19 protein-coding genes are annotated in these 21,562 nt (G+C 42.2%); 17 read left to right on the plus strand and 2 right to left on the minus strand.

All coding sequences use genetic code 11. The annotated features are described in order from the left end of the window. Positions 1-4: 4 nt before the first annotated feature. The 11 genes from ACVHUV_RS07095 to ACVHUV_RS07145 all read left to right on the plus strand — a co-directional run bounded on the left by ACVHUV_RS07095 (position 5) and on the right by ACVHUV_RS07145 (position 12,789). On the plus strand, positions 5-1,081 hold the full coding sequence (locus ACVHUV_RS07095) for a DUF3048 domain-containing protein (protein ID WP_462086571.1): 1,077 nt from the start codon (positions 5-7) through the stop codon (positions 1,079-1,081). A 26-nt stretch (positions 1,082-1,107) separates the two neighbouring features. After that, positions 1,108-1,425, plus strand: coding sequence for a YerC/YecD family TrpR-related protein (locus ACVHUV_RS07100; protein ID WP_371391520.1), 318 nt, complete (start codon positions 1,108-1,110; stop codon positions 1,423-1,425). Between the two features lie 106 nt (positions 1,426-1,531). Further along, complete coding sequence (gene pcrB, locus ACVHUV_RS07105; RefSeq protein ID WP_371391519.1) at positions 1,532-2,224, plus strand: heptaprenylglyceryl phosphate synthase; 693 nt, start codon at positions 1,532-1,534, stop codon at positions 2,222-2,224. A 55-nt stretch (positions 2,225-2,279) separates the two neighbouring features. Beyond that, a complete protein-coding gene (pcrA, locus tag ACVHUV_RS07110) occupies positions 2,280-4,514 on the plus strand; it encodes a DNA helicase PcrA (protein ID WP_462086572.1) in 2,235 nt (744 codons plus the stop codon). A 12-nt stretch (positions 4,515-4,526) separates the two neighbouring features. Then, positions 4,527-6,539, plus strand: coding sequence for an NAD-dependent DNA ligase LigA (gene ligA, locus ACVHUV_RS07115; protein WP_462086573.1), 2,013 nt, complete (start codon positions 4,527-4,529; stop codon positions 6,537-6,539). 6 nt (positions 6,540-6,545) lie between these two features. After that, on the plus strand, positions 6,546-7,661 hold the full coding sequence (locus ACVHUV_RS07120; RefSeq protein WP_317946024.1) for a CamS family sex pheromone protein: 1,116 nt from the start codon (positions 6,546-6,548) through the stop codon (positions 7,659-7,661). A gap of 185 nt (positions 7,662-7,846) precedes the next feature. Next, a complete protein-coding gene (gene gatC / locus ACVHUV_RS07125; RefSeq protein WP_371391516.1) occupies positions 7,847-8,134 on the plus strand; it encodes an Asp-tRNA(Asn)/Glu-tRNA(Gln) amidotransferase subunit GatC in 288 nt (95 codons plus the stop codon). Positions 8,135-8,158: 24 nt separating this feature from the next. Continuing rightward, entirely contained in the window at positions 8,159-9,625 is a 1,467-nt protein-coding gene (gatA, locus tag ACVHUV_RS07130) for an Asp-tRNA(Asn)/Glu-tRNA(Gln) amidotransferase subunit GatA (RefSeq protein WP_371391515.1), read from the plus strand. Continuing rightward, entirely contained in the window at positions 9,625-11,055 is a 1,431-nt protein-coding gene (gene gatB, locus ACVHUV_RS07135; protein WP_317946018.1) for an Asp-tRNA(Asn)/Glu-tRNA(Gln) amidotransferase subunit GatB, read from the plus strand. The genes gatA and gatB overlap by 1 nt, the downstream gene beginning before the upstream one ends. Positions 11,056-11,190: 135 nt before the next feature. After that, positions 11,191-11,760, plus strand: a complete 570-nt coding sequence (locus ACVHUV_RS07140) for a thioredoxin family protein (protein WP_462086574.1) — start codon at positions 11,191-11,193, stop codon at positions 11,758-11,760. Positions 11,761-11,847: 87 nt separating this feature from the next. Further along, positions 11,848-12,789, plus strand: a complete 942-nt coding sequence (locus ACVHUV_RS07145) for a diacylglycerol kinase (protein ID WP_462086575.1) — start codon at positions 11,848-11,850, stop codon at positions 12,787-12,789. Positions 12,790-12,814: 25 nt separating this feature from the next. Here ACVHUV_RS07145 and ACVHUV_RS07150 read toward each other — a convergent pair whose 3' ends face one another. Beyond that, positions 12,815-13,249 carry an NUDIX hydrolase gene (locus tag ACVHUV_RS07150; RefSeq protein ID WP_317946014.1) on the minus strand — a complete coding sequence of 145 codons (435 nt, stop codon included), beginning with the start codon at positions 13,247-13,249 and terminating at the stop codon, positions 12,815-12,817. A gap of 276 nt (positions 13,250-13,525) precedes the next feature. Between ACVHUV_RS07150 and ACVHUV_RS07155 the strand changes: the two genes are divergently transcribed. The 6 genes from ACVHUV_RS07155 to ACVHUV_RS07180 all read left to right on the plus strand — a co-directional run bounded on the left by ACVHUV_RS07155 (position 13,526) and on the right by ACVHUV_RS07180 (position 19,605). Then, positions 13,526-14,872, plus strand: a complete 1,347-nt coding sequence (locus ACVHUV_RS07155) for a cytochrome ubiquinol oxidase subunit I (RefSeq protein WP_317946013.1) — start codon at positions 13,526-13,528, stop codon at positions 14,870-14,872. Next, positions 14,869-15,894, plus strand: coding sequence for a cytochrome d ubiquinol oxidase subunit II (locus ACVHUV_RS07160; RefSeq protein WP_317946012.1), 1,026 nt, complete (start codon positions 14,869-14,871; stop codon positions 15,892-15,894). Before ACVHUV_RS07155 ends, ACVHUV_RS07160 begins: the two co-directional genes overlap by 4 nt. Positions 15,895-15,906: 12 nt before the next feature. Beyond that, positions 15,907-16,035 carry a cytochrome bd oxidase small subunit CydS family protein gene (gene cydS, locus ACVHUV_RS07165; RefSeq protein WP_317946011.1) on the plus strand — a complete coding sequence of 43 codons (129 nt, stop codon included), beginning with the start codon at positions 15,907-15,909 and terminating at the stop codon, positions 16,033-16,035. 146 nt (positions 16,036-16,181) lie between these two features. Next, positions 16,182-17,546 carry a 23S rRNA (uracil(1939)-C(5))-methyltransferase RlmD gene (gene rlmD / locus ACVHUV_RS07170; protein WP_462086576.1) on the plus strand — a complete coding sequence of 455 codons (1,365 nt, stop codon included), beginning with the start codon at positions 16,182-16,184 and terminating at the stop codon, positions 17,544-17,546. A gap of 170 nt (positions 17,547-17,716) precedes the next feature. After that, on the plus strand, positions 17,717-18,553 hold the full coding sequence (locus ACVHUV_RS07175; RefSeq protein ID WP_462086577.1) for a hypothetical protein: 837 nt from the start codon (positions 17,717-17,719) through the stop codon (positions 18,551-18,553). Between the two features lie 173 nt (positions 18,554-18,726). Beyond that, the gene (locus ACVHUV_RS07180) at positions 18,727-19,605 is read left to right on the plus strand and encodes a hypothetical protein (protein ID WP_462086578.1); all 879 of its coding nucleotides are present in this window, start codon (positions 18,727-18,729) and stop codon (positions 19,603-19,605) included. A gap of 128 nt (positions 19,606-19,733) precedes the next feature. On the opposite strand, the gene ACVHUV_RS07185 is transcribed toward ACVHUV_RS07180, so the two are convergent. Beyond that, a complete protein-coding gene (locus ACVHUV_RS07185; protein WP_462086579.1) occupies positions 19,734-21,026 on the minus strand; it encodes a Na+/H+ antiporter NhaC family protein in 1,293 nt (430 codons plus the stop codon). Between the last annotated feature and the right edge of the window lie 536 nt (positions 21,027-21,562).

Raw genomic sequence — 21,562 nt, forward strand, 5'->3', positions numbered from 1 at the left:
AAAGATGGAAGGGAAAAACAGGGGATGGCTAGTCGGACTGGCGATCGTGTTGTTGCTGTTGTCGGCGTGTTCAAAAAATGAGAAAGCGGGTGCGGAAGAAGTTGACCACACACAAGAAAAACCCGAAATCATTGAAGTTGAGGATGAGCAGGAGGGAATGGATGACGAGCGAGCACTGTTTCCAACATTGTTTACAGGTGTAAAAGGTGAAACTGAAGTGGGCGATCGTGCAGTCCTCGCTACGATTAATAATCATCCTCAAGCTAGACCACAATCAGGTCTCAGTGCAGCGGATATCGTGTATGAGTTTGTGGCGGAAGGCAATGTCACTCGGTTTTTGGCACTCTTTCAAAGTGAGCTGCCAGAATCGATTGGACCCGTTCGAAGTGCCAGGGATTATTTTATAGAACTTGCTAAGGGGATGGATGCTTTTTATGTTGCGCATGGGTATAGCCCGGATGCGAAGGCATTATTAGACAAACGGTATGTCGATCATGTGAATGGCATGCAGTATGATGGCATTCTATTTAAAAGATCGGTTGAGCGTAAAGCGCCACATAATTCCTATATTAGTAATGAAAATGTTCGTAAAGCGATTGAAATGACAAAATCGCAAGCTGTTGTCACAAAGATTCCTCCGTTTACGTTCCATGAATCGCTTGAGGATGCTAAAATAGAAGATATCGCCTCAATGCTTGTTGTCCGTTTCAGTAACAACAAAGAATTCATCAGTACGTTTGCTTACAACCCAGACAACGGGACTTATCAGCGTATGGTGAATGACGTCTTGACAGTCGATAAAGAAAACAATTTACCGGTTGAAGTGGCAAATGTTGTTGTCATAGAGACTGCCCACCGGACAATTGACAACGAGGGTAGACAAGCGGTAGATATTGAAAGTGGCGGCAAGGCAATGCTTTTTCAAGCGGGTGCTGTAAAAGAAATTGAGTGGAAGAACATTGATGGATTTATCGTCCCGGTGGAAGACGGCGTACCTGTAAAATTGGTACCAGGGAAGACGTGGTTCCATGTCATCCCAACGTCACTTGGTTTGGCGAAATCCGTTTCCTATACTCCTTGACACGAATAGAAAGAGGGGGAACATATATGCAAATTGATAAAATTCGTAGTGAGCAAACGGACCAACTATTTAAAGCGATTTTGGAACTGAAGAATATTGAGGAATGCTATTCGTTCTTCGATGATCTGGCAACAATGAGTGAGCTGCAATCGATGACCCAGCGTCTAGAAGTTGCACATGCATTGAGACAAAAGAAGACGTATGACCGGATTCAAAATGAAACCGGTGCAAGTACAGCGACTATTTCTCGGGTAAGACGATGTGTCGATTACGGATCTGGCGGTTACAATATGGTACTCAACCGTTTGTATCCTGAACTAGAAGAGAATACGGAAAAGAAGTAAATCGGGCGGAGAATCTTTCCGCTCGTTTTTTTGGTATACTGTTGGATAGAGTTTACCTCAACATGTAGACGTAAAATGATAACTTTACAAAATAGGTGGTCATACAATGGATATAAAAAATTGGCGTCACGCCTTTAAAGTGGACCCTGCAAAAAACATTACAGACAATGCGTTGGAACGGCTTGCTGAATCAGGGACAGACGGCTTGATCATAGGGGGGTCAGACGGCGTGACATTGGAGAACGTACTCGATCTTCTGGCACGAATCCGTCGCTATTCGGTTCCGGTCGCTCTTGAAGTATCGACTGTCGATTCGGTGACACCTGGATTTGACTTTTATTTCATTCCAACTGTGTTGAATGCGTCCAAGACAGAGTGGATCAACGGAATCCATCATGCTGCGTTAAAAGAATACGGTCATATGATGAATTGGGAAGAAGTCATTGCTGAAGGGTATTGTATCGTAAATATAGATTGTAAAGCTGCAAAATTGACAGGTGTCGATAAAGTACCTGATGAAGAGGATGTCATCGCGTATGCGCGCATGGCGGAGCATTTGTTCAAGTTACCTGTCTTTTACTTAGAATACAGTGGGATGTTTGGGGATCCAGCGATTGTCAAAGCGGCTGCGCGCGTGCTTGAGAACACGAAACTGTTCTATGGTGGCGGCATTCGGAATGCTGAGGACGCAAGGGAAATGGCACGCCTAGCCGATACGGTAATAGTAGGTAATGTCATCTATGAAGATTTTGAAGCGGCGTTAACGACCGTACAAGCTGTGAAAACGATGTCCCATTGATGAGGAATATCATGTATAATAAAGAACAAACGTTCTAAGAAAGGCGGAATTCCTTATGAATGAACTAAGCGAAAACCTACTTGCCGGCATGAATCCGGAACAAGCGAAAGCAGTTAAAAAAACGGAAGGTCCATTGCTTATCATGGCAGGAGCAGGATCTGGGAAGACCAGAGTGTTGACACATAGAATTGCATATTTAATTGTTGAAAAAAACGTGTATCCTTCTAATGTTCTGGCAATCACCTTTACAAATAAAGCAGCACGTGAAATGCGGGAACGGATTGACGGCCTGTTAGGACCAGGTACGGGTGAGCGCATGTGGGTGTCAACGTTCCACTCGATGTGTGTCCGGATTTTACGAAGAAATATTGATCGGATTGGTATGTCAAAGAACTTCACAATCTTAGACTCATCAGATCAATTGACAGCGATTAAAAATGTTTTAAAAGAACGTAACATCGATTCGAAACAATACGATCCACGTACGATGCTAGGAACGATTAGTTCTGCGAAAAACGAATGTATCGATGCGGAGAAATTCAAAGCACAAATCAATATGCAAAACCCTTATGAAAAAACGGTTGCAACTGTCTATGAAGGGTACACAAAGAAATTACGTCAAAACCAATCCCTCGACTTTGACGACCTCATCATGATGACACTCACATTGTTCGAACGGGTCCCTGATGTCCTCGACTATTATCAGAACAAATTCCAATACATTCACGTTGATGAGTACCAAGATACGAACAACGCTCAATACCGACTTGTTAAAATGTTAGCGGCGAAGTTCCGTAATATTTGTGTTGTCGGGGATTCAGACCAATCCATTTATAGATGGCGTGGTGCTGATATCGGTAATATCCTTTCGTTTGAAAAAGACTATACGGATGCGACAGTTATCATGCTGGAACAAAACTATCGTTCAACAAAGACGATTTTACAAGCGGCGAATGACGTCATTCAAAACAACGAAAGTCGATACGATAAAAAACTGCGTACCGAAAACGAAGACGGGAATGCCATCACTGTTTATAAAGCAGCCGACGAGAAAGATGAGTCACAATACATTGTGCAAAAGATTATTGAGCTGAAAGAGGAAGAGAATTTGTCGCTCGATCAGTTTGCTGTCCTTTATCGCACGAACGCTCAATCCCGGATGATTGAGGAATATTTAGTGAAGTCCAATTTGGATTACACAATCGTCGGGGGTACAAAGTTCTACGATCGTAAAGAAATTAAAGACTTACTCGCATACTTGCGGTTAATTGCCAATCCTGACGATGATTTAGCACTGGCACGTATTATTAATGAACCAAAACGTAGCATTGGCGCGACGTCATTTGAGCGGATGGCAATGTTTGCACTTGAAAACGATCGCTCCATTTTCGACGCACTACAGGAAGTCCACTTCATGGGGCTTACTGCAAAAGCGGCCAATGAAGCGGTCAAGTTCAGAGACATGATCGAAGGCTTTGCTAAAATGCAGGAATATTTACCGGTTACGGAATTGGTTGAACAAGTACTCGAAAAAACGGGTTATCGTGCGATGTTAGAACGCGAAAAGTCGATTGAAGCGGAAAGTCGTCTTGAAAATATTGATGAGTTCTTATCCGTAACGGAAGCATTTGAGAAGCGTGCAGAAGAGGATGATAGTGACCGTTCACTCGTTGCCTTCTTAACAGACTTGGCGCTTATTGCGGATATTGACTCGTTGGATAAAGAGACGAACCAATCGACGGAGAAAATCGTCCTTATGACCATGCACGCTGCAAAGGGATTGGAGTTCCCGGTCGTCTTTGTCATTGGTATGGAAGAGAATATTTTTCCGCATTCCCGTTCAATTGGTGACAGTGCAGAAATGGAAGAGGAACGTCGACTTGCATACGTGGCGATCACGCGCGCAGAAAAAAGATTGTTTTTAACTTGTGCTGCCTATCGAACGATTTTTGGTCGTACTAGTTACAATAACCCGTCTCGTTTCTTGCATGAAATCTCTGAAGACATTTTGGAAGTGGCGTCTACGAATTCATATGGATTCTCTTCGGGCGTTTTTGGTCGCTCATCTGCACCAGTACGTCCAGCCGTCAAAAAACCTGTTTACAAAACGAGTGGCGGAGAGAAGCTAGGATGGAAAGCTGGCGATAAAGCGGTTCACAAAACATGGGGGACCGGTATGGTCGTCAGCGTGAAAGGGAAAGAGGACGATGTCGAACTGGATATCGCTTTTCCGAATCCAATCGGCGTGAAGCGGCTACTCGCCAAATTCGCTCCAATAGAAAAAGCATAGGGAGAGGAACAAATGGAACGAAAAGAAGCTGAAAAGCGCGTGCAAGAACTAAACGATTTGCTGAAAAAGTATGGACATGCCTATTACGTAATGGACGAGCCACTTGTCTCGGATTCCGTTTATGATGCCCATTTGCAGGAGCTAATTGCCATTGAAGCACAGTTCCCAGAGTTGATACATCCCAATTCCCCTACGCAAAGAGTCGGCGGTGACGTTTTAGCTGGATTTAGTAAAGTCGTCCATGCGTACCCGATGTTAAGTCTCTCTAATGTGTTTAACGAAGAGGATATCCGTGACTTCGATCGACGTGTACAAGCGGGCAATGGGCAACCGCTCAGTTATATTTGTGAATTAAAAATAGACGGCTTAGCCGTTTCATTAAGATATGAAAATGGAGAATTTGTACAAGGCTCCACACGTGGGGATGGAACGATTGGTGAGGACATTACAGCCAATCTAAAGACCATTCATGCCATTCCGTTAGAACTTGCTGAACCGGTAACCATTGAGGTTCGTGGTGAAGCATACATGCCGAAAAAATCATTTATGCGGTTGAATGAACGACGGGATGAAAACGGCGAAGAACCTTTTGCGAATCCGCGAAATGCAGCTGCCGGTTCACTCCGTCAATTGGATCCTAAAATTGCGGCAAGCCGGAACCTGTCTGTATTTATATATGGAATCGGCGGCGATGGCGGTGCTTACGGTCAAGATACGCATGCAGATTCACTGGACTATTTAGCTTCTCTCGGTTTTCAGACGAATCCGTTCAGTAAACGATGCAAAACGATTGAAGACGTGCTCGCTTTCATTGAATCATGGCAAAATCGTAGACAGGATTTGGACTATGAAATCGATGGAATCGTCATTAAAGTCGATAGCTACGAAGAGCAGGAGCAATTGGGATTTACAGCAAAAAGTCCACGTTGGGCAACTGCTTATAAATTCCCGGCAGAGGAAGTCCTTACGAAACTACGCGATATTGAGTTAAGCGTCGGCCGTACAGGAGTTGTCACACCCACTGCACTACTAGACCCGGTAAAAGTTGCCGGTACGACTGTTTCTAGAGCTTCATTGCACAATGAAGACCTCATCCGAGAAAAGGATATCCGCATCGGCGATACAGTCATCATCCGTAAGGCAGGCGATATCATTCCTGAAGTTGTAAGTGTCGTGATGGACCAGCGTAATGGAGATGAAGTGCCCTATCATATGCCCGAAAACTGTCCTGTATGTGATTCTGATCTGGTCAGAATTGAAGGAGAAGTCGCTTTACGTTGTGTGAATCCACAATGCCCAGCTCAAATGAAAGAAGCACTTATCCATTTTGTCTCTCGAAATGCGATGAACATTGAAGGTGTTGGGGAACGTGTTGTGGACCAACTTTATACGACAGGTCTTGTGAAAGATGTAGCCGATTTGTACGCTCTTACGAAAGAGCAACTGCTGTCGTTAGAAAGAATGGGTGAAAAATCTGCGACCAATCTCGTAAATGCAATTGCCGCTTCGAAAGAGAATTCTATGGAAAAGCTCCTGTTTGGCCTTGGAATCCGACATGTCGGCGCAAGAGCAGCTACTTTGTTGTCTGAAGAATTCGGTACGATAGATGCCTTAGCTGTGGCTGACGTAGAACGACTCATTGCAATTCATGAAGTTGGTGAGAAGGTTGCTGACTCCGTCGTTACATTTTTCGCAAATGAAGATGTCCAGGAAGTCCTTGACAAACTAAAGACTTTTGGTGTGAATATGACTTATAAAGGTCGTACCCGCCAGGAAGTACCGACTGAAGGTCCTTTTGCAGGAAAAACAATCGTCCTGACAGGAAAATTATCCATTTTAACGCGTAATGAAGCAAAAGAGCAAATTGAAGCGTTAGGTGGCAAAATCAGTGGGAGCGTAAGCAAAAAGACGGATCTCGTCATCGCAGGAGAAGACGCGGGTTCAAAACTGGCCAAAGCTGAAGAACTTGGTATTCCTGTATGGAACGAAACCGAGCTTGTCAATGCACTCGGTGAAAAGGAGTAATTCGTAATGAAAAGGTTATTACTAATACCGGTTGCGGCGACTGCTATTTTCTTAAGTGGTTGTTTACCATCAATCGGTCCTAAAAAAGAGGAAGTCATACAAGAAAACGATGAAAAAGTGGAAGAGACCGTCATTATTCCAGAAGCACAATTAAAAGATGACTATTATCCAACGCTACTCCCTTTTAAGAAAAGTGCCAGTCGTGGACTTGTCGTAAATAATATTTACACAAAATACGATATTGAGGAAGCTGAACAAGGCCTTTTGCGGTTATCCACACAGCATTTTGATACAAAAAAATACTATTTTCAAGAAGGGCAATATATTGATACTGATACTACAAGAGCTTGGTTATCTAGAAGCTCAACAAACGCTGAAGGACTGAACCCACCAGCAGCACAAGGGGAATCGGAGGAAGAGCAGCCGATATTTTTAGCCCATATTATTGAACAGAACTATTTGACGTTGACCGATGATAAAAAATTACGGTTATCAGGCATTTCAATCGGACTCGCGTTAAACTCCGTTTATTATGGCAAAAATGGTAAAGAAACGACGATTCCGGACAAAGAACTTGAACAGCAAGGCATGAAAGCTGCAGAAGAAATTGTTAAAAGAATGCGGGCAAAAGAAGGGTTTCAAGATATTCCGATTGTCGTAGGCTTATTTAAACAACAAAAACGGAATTCGATTGTGCCTGGTTCTTACTTTGCAACAACTCTTTTTGATAAAGGGAAAACGACACCAAATGGATGGAAAGAAGTGAACGAACAGTACGTTTTGCTTCCAGCGTCGTCTTCAATTGAAAATTACCGGGATATTAACACGACGTACAACAATTTCAAACAGGACATCGATAAGTACTTTCCAAGTTTTGTGAACGTCGTTGCAACAGGACATTTCATAGACAATCGGATGCAGTCGCTAACAATTACTATTCCAATCCAGTTTTTCGGTAAAAGCGAAACGATTGGTTTTACGCAATTTGTGACGTCAAAAGTGAAAGATTATTATAAGGATATTGATGTGGAAGTGAGCATTACATCTGTGAATGGTCCTGAAGCGCTTATTGTCAAAAAGGCAGCGGATGAGGAGCCATTTGTTCATATTTATGGCTACTGACTATAAATGTTAAGAAGTATAATGGGTTTGTTAAGAATAAATACGATGTAAACTACTGAAATACATTCGAGTTAAATCTTAACAATCCCTCTTATTCGTAGCGGTTTGTTCCTGGAACAGTTACTTTTCAACATACCTGTTAGGTGGTATGATTAGTCGTACAATTGCAATAGGGAGGAACGAAAATGACGAAGTTTACACAAGATGATGTGCGGTACTATGCAAATTTTGCTAGAATTGCTGTCTCGGATCAAGACACAGAGCTCTATTCAACAATCATTTCCGAGTTAGTTGAATTTGCAGAAGAACTGCAAGAAGTCGACACAACTGACATAGAACCGATGACACATCCATTGCAACTATTCAATGTTCTCCGTGAAGATCATCCGGAAGATATTCTGGACCGCGATGACATGTTGAAAAGTGTAAAAGAGCATGAAAACGGAATGATAAAAGTTCCGAATATCCTGTAAGAAGGAACTTTAGGAGGATGTAAGATGACGTTAATGAAAAAGACGGCAACAGAACTTCAAGCACTATTACATAACCGAGAAGTTTCTGTCAAAGAAGTAACCGAAGATGCATTCAAACAAATTGCTCACTTGGATGACAAAGTACAAGCCTTCCTTACAGTGACAGAAGATGAGGCACTTACAAGAGCAGAAAAACTGGATAACGAACCAATGGAGAACCGTGGGACTCTATTCGGTTTACCGATTGGCATTAAAGATAACATCATTACAAAAGGGACAGTTACGACTTGTGCGAGCAAAATGCTCGAAAACTTTGTACCTGTCTATGACGCAACTGTAATGGAGAAAATTAACCAAGCTGGTATGATCAGTGTCGGTAAATTGAACATGGATGAATTTGCGATGGGTTCTACGACTGAACGGTCTGCATTCAAGGTCACACGGAATCCTTGGAACTTGGACTGTGTACCTGGTGGTTCGTCGGGTGGATCAGCAGCTGCTGTAGCAGCAGGCGAAGTATTATTCTCTCTAGGGACGGATACAGGTGGATCGGTTCGTCAACCGGCCGCTTTTTGTGGAATTGTTGGGATGAAACCGACATACGGCCGAATTTCCCGTAACGGTCTTGTTGCATTTGCTTCTTCTTTAGATCAAATCGGACCGCTTACGCGTACGGTAGAAGACAATGCCCTATTGCTGAGTGCAATTGCAGGACTCGATCACCGTGATTCGTCTTCGTCGTCTAAAGAAGTACCTGACTTTAGAGCTGGTTTAACGGGCGATATTAAAGGGTTGCGGATTGCTGTTCCGAAAGAATACATGGGTGAAGGGGTTGCGGAAGACGTAAAAGCATCCGTTAGACAAGCCCTTGACGTCCTTGAATCCATGGGTGCAACATGGGAAGAAGTATCACTTCCACATGCTCGTTATGCATCACCGACTTACTATGCAATTGCAACTGCTGAAGCTTCTTCAAACCTTGCACGATTTGATGGTATTCGCTATGGCTACCGTCCTGATGATGCAAAGAACTTGGAAGAGATCTATTTGCGTTCACGTGCTGAAGGTTTCGGCACTGAAGTGAAAAAACGTATTCTCTACGGTACATACGCGTTAAGCGATGGGCACCATGATGAATTATACGTAAAAGCACAAAAAGTACGTACACTGATTGCGCAAGATTTTGCGAACCTCTATGAGAACTACGATATTGTCGTTGGCCCAACGAGCGCTACAACCGCTTATGAGATCGGTGGTATCGTCAGAGATCAGCTGACACTTTATACGAACGATATTTTAACAGTTTCAGTCAACTTAGCTGGCCTACCTGCCATCTCCGTTCCTTGTGGTTTCTCTGATGGCTTACCGATCGGATTGCAAATGATCGGTAAACATTTTGACGAAGCGACTCTATATAGAGTGGCACACGCATTCGAACAAGCGACTGAATTTCATAAACGTACTCCATCTATTGGGGAGGGACATGAATAATGAACTTTGAAACAATTGTCGGACTTGAAGTCCACGTCGAGTTAAAGACGGATACGAAAATCTTTTCACCAGCTCCAGCGCATTTCGGTGCAGCACCAAACATGAACATTCACGTGACAGACTTAGCTTACCCAGGTACATTGCCTACATTGAACAGAAGAGCTGTTGAATTCGGCATGAAAGCCTCTATGGCATTGAACTGTGAAGTTGCACGTGTCATGAACTTTGACCGTAAACACTATTTCTACCCAGATAACCCGAAAGCGTATCAAATCTCACAAGACGACCGTCCAGTAGGCTCAAACGGTTGGATTGAAATTGAGGTGAATGGCAAAAAGAAAAAAATCCGCATTGAACGTGTTCATCTTGAAGAAGATGCAGGGAAATTGACACACTCTGATAACGGCTATTCACTTGTCGATTTGAACCGACAAGGTACACCACTCATTGAAATCGTTACAGAAGCAGATATTCGTTCACCTGAAGAAGCGTATGCTTTCCTGGAGAAACTGAAAGCAATTATTCAATATACAGGCGTTTCTGACGTACGAATGGAAGAAGGATCTCTCCGTTGTGATGCGAACATATCGTTACGACCAATCGGTGAAGAGAAATTTGGCACGAAGACCGAATTAAAGAACTTGAACTCTTTCAACTTTGTACGCAGAGGGATTGCGAATGAAGTGGAGCGCCAAGAGAAAATCCTCTTAGCTGGCGGTAAAATTGTGCAAGAAACACGCCGTTATGACGAAGCGACAGGGCAAACTGTTCTTATGCGGGTTAAAGGAAGCGCGAATGACTATCGTTTCATCAACGATCCGGATCTTTCCGAAATCCATATCGACCAAGAGTGGATGGATCGTGTCCGTGCAGAAATTCCTGAGTTACCAGACGCACGAAAAGCACGATATGTACAAGAACTGGACTTGCCGGAATACGACGCACACGTCCTAACATTGACGAAAGAGATGTCGGATTTCTTCGATGCGACCGTTGCTGCAGGCGCGGATGCAAAACTAGCCTCCAACTGGTTGATGGGCGAAGTGTCTGCTTATTTGAACGCAGAACAAAAAGAATTGCATGATACTGCTTTGACACCAGAAGGACTGGCAAGCATGATTAAATTGATTGCAGACGGAACAATATCTTCTAAAATCGCTAAAAAAGTCTTTAAAGAACTCATTGACAACGGCGGCAATGCAGCTGACATCGTCAAAGCGAAAGGTCTTGTTCAAATATCCGATGAAGGCACACTTCGTACAATTGTAACGGAAATATTGGATGCCAACGAACAATCGATCGAAGACTATAAAAACGGTAAGGACCGCGCTGTCGGTTTCCTCGTCGGACAAGTGATGAAAGCAACAAAAGGGCAAGCAAACCCACCACTTGTCAATAAAATACTTCTCGAAGAAATTAATAAGCGATAACGTATTTCTGAATAATCCTATACGAGTCTTTCATAAGTCTCTGTATAGGATTGTTTTTTGTGTTTCTTTAGTGGCATCCTATTTGATTCGCATTACGAATAGCTATACACTAAAGAAAAGGGAGTGTGAGAGGGATTGAAAACCGAGCAGCAATATTTTGAAGAAGCCATTACACTTACAGCATACATGGATCAAATGGAAAAGCATAAAGAGAATAGTTTCGATGTGTACGAAAAATTTGATGTACCGAAAGATGATGAGTTCATCGGTTTATTAAAAGAAAAAAGTCCAAGAATTCTTGTCATCACCGAAGATTGGTGTGGCGATGCAATGATGAACAATGCGATACTCCGTAAGATTGCAGAGGCTGCTTTATTGGACGTACGCGTCGTCTACCGTGATGCAGATACAGATTTGATAGACCGGTATTTGACGAACGGTGGCCGTTCCATTCCGATCTACTTGTTATTGGACGATGAAGGCAATGTATTAGCGAAATGGGGCCCACGTGCGGCTTCTATTCAAGAAGACGTCTTGGCACGTAAAAGCCAGTTGCCAGACAAGGATGCTCCAGATTTTGAAGAACAACAACAAGCCTTTATTGAACAACTAATGAAAGAATATACGACGCAACATGAATTATGGTTGACTGTCTATGAAGACATTCGCAAAACGTTTATGCCGGTGTTACAACAATCAAAATGAGAAATCGGTTGCAAATTCAAATGGATATTTTCGGCACACGTTTGTGCTTAGCGTGTTAGAATTTGTATGAATTGAGAGGGAATTAGGATGAAGCGTGCACGTATCATTTATAATCCGACAGCAGGTCGTGAAATTTTTCGGAAGCATCTTGCAGAGGTGCTAGAAAAGATGGAGAAGGCGGGTTATGAAACATCCGTTCATGCAACGACAGGAGAAGGCGATGCGACGGAAGCAGCGAGATTGGCGGTTGAACGGAACTTCGACTTAATCGTCGCTTCAGGTGGTGACGGTACTTTAAACGAAGTGGTGGCGGGGGTTTCACCGTTTGAGAAGAAACCTAAAATCGGACTCATTCCTACGGGGACGACGAACGATTTTGCCCGTGCTTTGCGCATACCGAGAGATATTGACGATGCCCTTGAAATTATTTTAAAAGGGGATACGATTCCAGTCGATGTCGGATTGATGAATAATCGTTATTTCATCAACATCGCAGGTGGCGGAAGAATGACGGAGTTGACGTATGAAGTACCGAGTCGATTGAAAACCGTCCTTGGTCAATTAGCATACTACTTAAAAGGAATTGAGATGCTCCCTTCCATCCATTCATCAAACGTTCGTATCGAATACGATGATAACGTCTTTGAAGGAGAGGTTATGTTATTTCTCGTTGGGCTTACGAACTCAGTCGGTGGATTAGAAAAATTAGCACCCAACTCGAGTGTTAACGACGGGAAATTTACATTGCTTGTTCTGAAAAAGTGTAATATAGCAGAATTTATTAGAGTCGTCAGTTTAGCCTTACGTGGAGAACATTTGGATGATCCTTTAGTGATCTCCTCGCAAGCAGAGAAAGTAACAATCACTTCTTCTGAGGAAGTGTTGTTAAATTTGGATGGAGAATATGGAGGTACATTACCTGCCACTTTCCAAAACTTGTATCGTCACATTGAGATGTTTGTTCCGATAGATGCGATTCGCGATCAAGACCGTATTGCACATGAAGATAAAAAAACTGCATTGGATTGAACAATCCAATGCAGTTTTTGCAATTTCACATAATAAACTCGATTTCGTCCCCTTGACCAGCTGCAAGTGCTGGTAATTCGTGAACAGGGATCCATTTACAATGAAATACCATTCCGTTATCTTTGCCCGTGCTGTTTACACAATTATCCCACTCTACATCACAATCCCCAATATACGTCAGATGAAAGATATTGCGTTCATGGACAGTATCTTGCTGGTGCGTTGGAAAGTAATTGCGCTTATTCACTTTTCCTTTTAGCTCCAGTTGGTCGCGTCGAATACCTGTTTCTTCTTCGATTTCACGATACAGTGCATCGATCAGCAACTCGTTATCTTCAATCGTTCCGCCAGGTACTTGAATGCCTGCGTCAGGATTGTCTTTTTGCTCAAACACAAGGATTTTACGCTCTGTGTTTTCTCCCTTTGTAATGTACGCTAACACTTTTCTCTTTACTTTCATTTTGTTCACCCCATTATGATTTCTTTAGTATACGAAAGATTCTAATTATTGTCAAGCTGATTTGCTTGTCGAAAACTCTTCACAAAAATACCGCCCTACACAGTTTTTTAGGCGTAAAATAGGGAATGAATAGGTAGATAGCTGTTTTATAATGTGGAGGGATTCCTCGTGTATAAAAAACATGAAAAAAGATTGATGTGGTTGGCATTTATTGTAGCAGGCATCATGCTAGTTTCGATTCTTGGAAGAATTTTTGGAAGCTGAGGAGGGGACGAGATGGGGAACGAAGAAGCTGTATTTTATTCGCGTGTATTAACGGAGTTGACGCTTTCCTTCCACATTCTCTATGCAACCATCGGGGTGGGTGTACCGCTCATGATTATGATTGCACAGTGGGTCGGGATTCGAAAAAACGACGAGCACTATATTCTACTTGCACGTAGATGGGCACGCGGTTTTGTCATTACTGTAGCAGTCGGTGTTGTAACCGGTACTGCAATCGGTTTGCAGTTGTCATTGCTCTGGCCGAACTTTATGGAGCTTGCAGGGAATGTCATCGCACTTCCGTTGTTCATGGAAACGTTCGCATTCTTTTTTGAAGCGATATTCTTAGGAATTTACTTATATACGTGGGACCGATTTGAAAACCAGAAGAAGCATTTACTGTTGCTAGTCCCTGTTGCGATTGGCGCTTCTTTCTCTGCTGTATTCATTACAATGGTGAATGCATTTATGAATGCTCCACAAGGGTTTGATATTGTAGATGGGGAACTTGTGAATATTAACCCAATCATCGCGATGTTCAACCCTGCAATGCCAACGAAAGTTGCGCATGTCGTCATTACAGCTTACATGACGGCAGCTTTCGTACTTGCTGCCATTGCAGCGTTCCGTCTATTAAAAGGCTCAGATCATATTTATCATAAAAAAGCACTATTTCTTACGATGAAAGTCGGTCTCATTTTTGCAATTGGAACGGCTATGATCGGAGACTTCTCGGGAAAATACTTGGCGGAATACCAACCAGAGAAGTTAGCAGCTGCCGAATGGCATTTTGAAACACAAGAAAATGCACCACTCCTATTATTAGGTATCATGGATGATGGAGAAGTAAAGTACGCCATTAAAGTCCCATTTGGATTGTCTTTACTCGCGCATAACAACCCAACAGCAGAAGTGATCGGGTTGGACCAATTCCCAGAAGATGAAGTCCCGCCGTTATATATCCACTACTTATTTAACATCATGGTATTAATCGGCATGTGGATGGTCTTCTTGGCAGCTTGGTTCTGGATCGGCATTAAACGCGGTTGGAAGAGTGTTACAACGCGGTGGTTCCGTTGGTTGATCGTTTTAGGCGGTCCGTTGTCATTCATTGCCATTGAATCAGGATGGTGGCTAGCAGAAGTTGGTCGCCAGCCGTGGATATTACGCCACATCATGCGGGTTGAAGATGCCGCAACGACAAGTGGGCATGTGGATCTCATGCTCATCCTGTTCGCTTTATTGTATTTAGTTCTTGGTATCGGAAGTATCGTTGTGTTAAGAAGGATGTTCCGTAATAATCCAGTAGAACGTGAGCTGGAAGATCGCCATACCGAAAAAGGCGGTGACGTACATTGAACTTAGAAATCTTAGGAATCTCTGTTTTATGGACGTTTTTATTCGGCTATATTGTCGTCGGTGCCATCGACTTTGGGGCAGGTTTTTTTAACGCCTACAGTTTGATGACTGGAAAGCAACGGATTTTAACGAAAGTTATCCAACGTTATTTATCACCTGTGTGGGAAGTGACAAATGTATTTCTCGTGTTCTTCTTCGTAGGCATTATCGGGTTTTTCCCGAAAACGGCTTTCTATTATGGGACGACACTTTTAGTACCAGTCAGTTTCGGGGTTATCTTACTCGCCATTCGTGGCTCGTATTATGCGTTTGAAACGTATGGTGCAAGAGGACATAAAGGTTACTCATTCATGTATGGGCTTGCGGGATTACTCATTCCCGCATCCCTCTCCATTGTCTTAACGATTTCAGAAGGCGGCTTCATCGAAATGGTCAACGGCAATCCTGTGCTTGACTACTGGGAGCTGTTCACGAGTCCCTTGACGTGGTCGATTGTCGTACTAAGTATTGCAGCAACACTCTATATATCTGCGGTCTTTTTGACATGGTATGCAAACAAAGCAGGCGACAGGGAAGCGACGAAACTGCTTCGGAAATATGCATTGATATGGTCGTTGCCAACAATCGTTACAGCGGGCGGAATTATTTTTGAACTTCGAAAACATAATCCCGACCACTATGCAAATATCCAGACATTCTGGCCAATGTTCCTCATATCGTTCATCCTGTTTGTTGGAACGGTATACCTGCTATTGAAGAAACAGCAATACGGATGGGCGTTTGCATTGTTAGTAGGTCAATTCGCATTTGCCTTTTTCGGATACGGGGCATCGCATTATCCATACTTGCTCTATCCATATTTGACGATTTACGATAGTTTCACGAATCCGGCAATGGCAATCTCACTCGTAGTAGCGTTTATTCTAGGGCTTTGTTTGTTAATCCCATCACTCTTCTTGCTGTTACGCCTGTTTTTGTTCAATAAAGACTATGTGCGTGGAAAAGAAGATCACCACGCGTAAGGAGGAAACAACATGGCAGAATTCTTATCCGAGTTTATCATTTTCTACGCGCCATTCGTCGTTCTCATACTTGCAATTATCGTTGCATTTCTCGTTGCCCCCCTTGATAGTGCGGTGACGAAGAGTCGAACGAAAAAGTGAAGAATGCAAAACTGATAATCGTACAAAAAGTAGCGGGGGACGCATGAAGTTCCTCCGCTCTTTTTCATTAGAAAGATGTACATTTTCCGTTAAGATTACGCGAAACATGCTAAACTGGGTACATACGAAATTTGGAGGAAGTAAACATGTCTTTTATTGTCAATCAAAATGATCGTCTGACCGTGTATGTGGAGGATTTGACGCATGACGGATCAGGCGTTGCGAAAGTGGAAGGCTATCCACTTTTTATACATGGTGCGTTGCCTGGGGAAGAAGTAGAAGTACAAGTGGGCAAAACGTTGAAGAATTATGGGTTTGCACGACTGTTGAACGTGGTGACTTCTTCTCCTGAACGAGTAGATGCCCCGTGTCACGTGTTTGAACAATGTGGTGGTTGCCAACTGCAACACTTGTCGTACGAAGGCCAACTGCTGCAAAAGCAGAAACAAGTCCGAGATGTGATGGACCGCATTGCAAAACTGCCTGAAGTGCCTGTATATCCTGTAAAAGGCATGCAAGACCCTTGGCGCTATCGCAATAAATCTCAAATTCCTTTCAGCGAACGAAACGGAGAAGTGGTTGCCGGTTTTTATCGATCCCGCTCCCATCATATTGTCGATACGGACGTCTGTATCATCCAAAGTGAAGAAGCAGACGAATTAATGGCTACGTTGAAACGGGAAATGCTCATCCACGGCGTGGACGCATACAATGAGCGCACACATCGGGGAATGCTGCGCCATCTAGTCGTAAGAAAAGGACAAGCGACAGGCGAAATCATGGTGGTTCTCGTAACAAGCAAAAAGAAGTTTCCACAGCGTGATGCAATAGTAGAAGTCATTAAACGCGTACTACCGGAAGTAACGTCTATCATGCAAAATGTAAACGGTGAAAAGACTAACGTCATCTTCGGAAACGAAACGATTTGCTTGTACGGAAAATCGGTTATCATCGACACGATCGGCGATATCCAATTTGAAATCTCTGCCCGTTCCTTCTACCAAGTGAACCCTGCACAAACGGAAGTGCTCTACCGTCAAGCACTCGAATATGCAGAGCTATCGGGCAATGAAACGGTAATTGACGCTTACTGTGGTATTGGTACCATTTCTCTATTTCTCGCTCAACAAGCAAAAGAAGTATACGGCGTTGAAATCGTCCCGCAAGCAATCGAGGATGCAAAACGAAATGCTGAACTAAATGGAATCACAAATGCCAACTTCGAAGCAGGCGCATCGGAAGACGTCATTCCAAAATGGTACGAGCAAGGGAAACGATTTGATGTATTAGTCGTCGATCCACCGCGTAAAGGCTGCGACGAGAAGCTGTTGCAAACAATCTTAAAGTACAAGCCGAAGCGTGTTGTGTATGTATCGTGTAACCCTGGAACCTTGGCCCGTGACTTGCGCATGTTGGAGGATGGGGGCTACCGGACGAAAGAAGTGCAGCCGGTGGATATGTTCCCGCAAAGTAGTCATGTGGAGTGTGTGGCGTTGATAGAGTTGGAATAGCCTTGGTAGCAAGGTGTGGATCAATACCAAAAGGGAATATTACGTTAAGGTTTTCTTGGTAAAATAGTATAATGGGCTACCTAAAAAAAGAATATTAATGCGATTCATCAAGAAGACCACCTTATTGGATAAAGGTGGTTTTTCTTAAACATAGTGAAAAAAAGGGGGAGATGGAGATAGAAATTTTAGAGTTGTATTATAAAAAATATACTGACACAGTAGAAGCATCAGACTATATAGAGTGGGCAAAAAATCATATATATATGGATATAATTGAAATGAAGAAGTTAGCTAGTATGAGAGAGCCTTTAAATTTCTTTGAGATTGAAGAAATGTTTGCAAATACTATGAAGGTAATGAAAAGAAAAGCTCCTTCTGAAAAAGAATGTGTAAATTATCATTTAAAGAACTTACACTCACAACTATTAATTCCCATTAAAAATGCTAAATCGATTGTGAAAGAGATATACAGGTGCACAATCAAACATGACTTATTCGAGGAACAAATGAATTGGCGGGAAATCAGTAATGTGATTAATAATTATCAGGATGGAGATAAGCAGCATGGCTATACAGAAGAGAAGATAAATGAAATGATCATCACACTTGCACGTAGACTATGGCATACAAAAATAAGTAATGTCACTTTTCATGATATGATTGGAGAAAAAGTCACTGCTATTGATTCAGAAGTTCACTTCATTATTCAATTGGGAAAAGGTGCAATTATTATTGAATGTCCTTGGAGAATTCGGGATACAAGTGGAATATTACTAGGCGAAACTGATATCCAATCTAATCATAAGGAGTGGAAATCAATTGAAGAGTTATTGGTTGGTAAAACAATTAAAGACATTCAGTTATTAGAACAATGTCCACTTCTAATCTTACAATTTGACAATATTTTTGTAGATTTGTTTCATGCGAGTTCTTTCTTTGATGGCTGGACATTAACAGATGGATCGGAATTCTATATGTTTTCCATGCATGGTGGGGATATTGCTTAAAAGTGGTTTGTGTGACTTGAATCTCCAAGAAAACGTATTTTGGTAAATATCGGATTTTTTAATCACGCAAAATATTTTACATACTCGGTCTAAATGTTTCTTGATGTTTCATATAATAGATGTTTACTGACAGAATAGATATGATCGAATGGTTAGGAAAGGGGAGCAGAGGATTGAAAAACTCTATATGTAAAAATCAGGTATTCCGCTTAGGGAGCAGTCGTAATATTATGCAGCTCATCATAGCTGCACTGCTATTGGTGTTTGCACTATTACTCACGGCGTGTAGTCCATCTAGCAAAAATTCGGGGGAATCGTCACTACCTGATTCATCTAAAGACAATGAGCAATCAACAGGGGTAGAAGACGTGTCGAAGCAAGAACCGCAGGAGGCAAATGAAGAGGAATTAGAGGAAGAAGTCCAGGAAGAGCAATCCCTGCTAGAATGCAAAGGAATTATTCTTGAATCGAATGCGGTAATTGAGGGTGGGAAATTAGCCGATTGTATCGTGGCAGCGATGTTAGCTGCGGGCACAGGAACCCATCGAGTGGAATCTTCAGCTGCACCTCCGACTGTTGTTGATTTTTTATGGGACCCCGATTTCTCGATGAATGTGAGAGAAGGACAAAATAGTGTCATTATTAAAGGGAATACAGGGTGGTATAAAGGAGATAATGGAAAATGGATTCAGGAAGAAGATCATTCATCTGACCCTGACGTCAATTTAGCAAATGGAATTATTAAATTGACTAGAGTTTTTTCTAACCCTCTCGTACTCCGGGATTATTTTGCTTCATCGCCGACATGGATTGTTGTTGGAGAAGAGTCCGTTCCAGCAGATGATGCAGTGAGCGATATTGCATGGCATCTTGTTCCAGAAGCTCCTATCAATTATAATGGCGTCATGTTGACAGACGTTGGAATATGGCTGACAAGCAATTATTTGACAGCATATTATGTCTCGACTGCTACTATGATGGGGGTAACGGATACGACGAGTAATACCTTCCTACAATGGGGAGAAAAAGTTGAAATACCTGACCCGAGTTAACTAGCTAGAGATTGCATGGTTGAAGGTAATTTGGTGGAATGAAAAAAGCTGTAATGAAAATCCAATCGACTTTAGGATTTTCATCACAGCTTTTCAAATTGTAATTAAACATACTACAAATAGCGCGTTTACGATTTTATAGTTTTATTTTTCATTCTAGGATAACCGATTAGGATTGCGATGACTCCGCATACGCCGACTAAAAGCGAGTAGTAGGAGTATTGCATGATTAATATCGGAGAAATGCCAGCGATACTAGCAGCGGCTAGAAATTGTGCGCCGTACGGAATGATTCCTTGAACCACACATGAGAAAATGTCGATAAGGCTTGCTGATTTACGTGGCTCAATCGCGTATTGGTCGGCAATGTTTTTGGCTAGTGGTCCAACAATCATAATGGCTATCGTATTATTGGCGGTTGAAAGGTCGGTTAAACCAACTAAACCTGCTATTGCAAATTGGGCATCCTTTTGTGACTTAATTTTACGCGTGACAATATGTACGATAAAATCAATACCGCCATTATGCTTAATGACCTCAACCATACCGGCAATTAACATTGCTAAAAAGGCCATCTCAAACATATTGCTCATGCCGTCACCGATTGCACCGATAAATGTCATCACTTCATAACTGCCATCCAGTAAGCCGATCGTTCCAGCGAGGATGATTCCGCTTGCTAATACGGTAAAGACATTGACGCCGATTAAAGCAAAAACAATAACGAATACATAAGGAATTAACTTGTACCATTCAAAACTCGCATGTGTCACGTTGGCTGAGGAATTCAGCGTCAAAAAGGCTAACAGAACACAAGTGACAATTGCTGCAGGCATAACGATAAGAAAGTTTACTTTAAATTTGTCTTTCATTTCGGCGCCTTGTGAGCGCACCGATGCAATCGTTGTATCCGAAATGAATGATAAGTTATCACCAAACATCGCCCCACCAATAACAGTTGCCATTAATAGGGGTATTGAAAGTCCTGTTTGCTCCCCAATCGCTAAACCAATTGGAGCGAGGGCAACGATCGTTCCAACTGAAGTGCCCATTGCTAAAGAGATAAAACAAGCAATGATAAACAGGCCAACAACTAATAAGTTTTGTGGCAAGATAGATAGTGCAAAGTTGACCGTTGCTTCAATCGCGCCCATTCCTTTGGCGGATTCCGAGAATGCCCCGGCTAGTAAGAAAATGATGACCATTAACATGACACTCGAATTCCCAGCGCCAGTCGTAAAGGCTTCAATTTTTTTGGTCATCGTTTCTTTATGGTTCATGAAGAGGGCGACAGCACTAGCAATTGAAATGGCAACCGTTACAGGAAATGCATAAAAGTCATTTAATACAATTCCCGAGCCGATAAATAATAATAGAAAAACAACAAATGGAATCAATGCCCACGGATTTCGTTTTTGCATTTCTTCCTCCTTTCCTCAGCTAACTTACAAATAAAGGCCTCTTCTACAATGAACAAGAAGAGGCACCACATATACTAGCGTGCATAATAATTATCTGGATTATTTGTGGGTCAGAGCATGATACGTATCACTTCATTGTAGAGTGTTCATTTTGCCCAACCCTCAGTAATATTTTATGAAATAAACTTTAGGATATATGAAAAATCATGTTGAGTCAATTTGATTGTTAATTCAGGATGATATAAAAATAATGTATTTTGGAAGTCTCATATGAATGTATATGTATTGTGTAGGTGTAAGATTTTCCTACTCTACTTAAGTATGTGAGCATGAATGAAAAAGTATTGGGAATGTGTCCGTTTTTGAATGCAATCTGGAACCTTTTTGTGTTTTTTTCAACTGTGAACGGTGAATTAGTAATAGTAAATTGCGCCTAAACTATTTTTTTAAAAAATCCAATCTTAGTCAGTTGTATTGGAAGGCTATGTTAATAATTAATAGTAGAGATTTAAAATTAGAGTAAAAACTTGTCGAAC

Source organism: Sporosarcina saromensis, assembly GCF_054901285.1.

Excerpts from the sequence above, each read along its gene's own strand:
- ACVHUV_RS07185 (WP_462086579.1), bottom strand. The coding sequence starts at position 21,026 with ATGCAAAAACGAAATCCGTGGGCATTGATTCCATTTGTTGTTTTTCTA.
- ACVHUV_RS07095 (WP_462086571.1), top strand. The coding sequence starts at position 5 with ATGGAAGGGAAAAACAGGGGATGGCTAGTCGGACTGGCGATCGTGTTG.
- ACVHUV_RS07120 (WP_317946024.1), top strand. The coding sequence starts at position 6,546 with ATGAAAAGGTTATTACTAATACCGGTTGCGGCGACTGCTATTTTCTTA.
- ACVHUV_RS07175 (WP_462086577.1), top strand. The coding sequence starts at position 17,717 with ATGGAGATAGAAATTTTAGAGTTGTATTATAAAAAATATACTGACACA.
- gatC (WP_371391516.1), top strand. The coding sequence starts at position 7,847 with ATGACGAAGTTTACACAAGATGATGTGCGGTACTATGCAAATTTTGCT.
- rlmD (WP_462086576.1), top strand. The coding sequence starts at position 16,182 with ATGTCTTTTATTGTCAATCAAAATGATCGTCTGACCGTGTATGTGGAG.
- ACVHUV_RS07150 (WP_317946014.1), bottom strand. The coding sequence starts at position 13,249 with ATGAAAGTAAAGAGAAAAGTGTTAGCGTACATTACAAAGGGAGAAAAC.
- cydS (WP_317946011.1), top strand. The coding sequence starts at position 15,907 with ATGGCAGAATTCTTATCCGAGTTTATCATTTTCTACGCGCCATTCGTC.
- ACVHUV_RS07155 (WP_317946013.1), top strand. The coding sequence starts at position 13,526 with ATGGGGAACGAAGAAGCTGTATTTTATTCGCGTGTATTAACGGAGTTG.
- gatA (WP_371391515.1), top strand. The coding sequence starts at position 8,159 with ATGACGTTAATGAAAAAGACGGCAACAGAACTTCAAGCACTATTACAT.
- pcrB (WP_371391519.1), top strand. The coding sequence starts at position 1,532 with ATGGATATAAAAAATTGGCGTCACGCCTTTAAAGTGGACCCTGCAAAA.
- pcrA (WP_462086572.1), top strand. The coding sequence starts at position 2,280 with ATGAATGAACTAAGCGAAAACCTACTTGCCGGCATGAATCCGGAACAA.
- gatB (WP_317946018.1), top strand. The coding sequence starts at position 9,625 with ATGAACTTTGAAACAATTGTCGGACTTGAAGTCCACGTCGAGTTAAAG.
- ligA (WP_462086573.1), top strand. The coding sequence starts at position 4,527 with ATGGAACGAAAAGAAGCTGAAAAGCGCGTGCAAGAACTAAACGATTTG.
- ACVHUV_RS07145 (WP_462086575.1), top strand. The coding sequence starts at position 11,848 with ATGAAGCGTGCACGTATCATTTATAATCCGACAGCAGGTCGTGAAATT.
- ACVHUV_RS07100 (WP_371391520.1), top strand. The coding sequence starts at position 1,108 with ATGCAAATTGATAAAATTCGTAGTGAGCAAACGGACCAACTATTTAAA.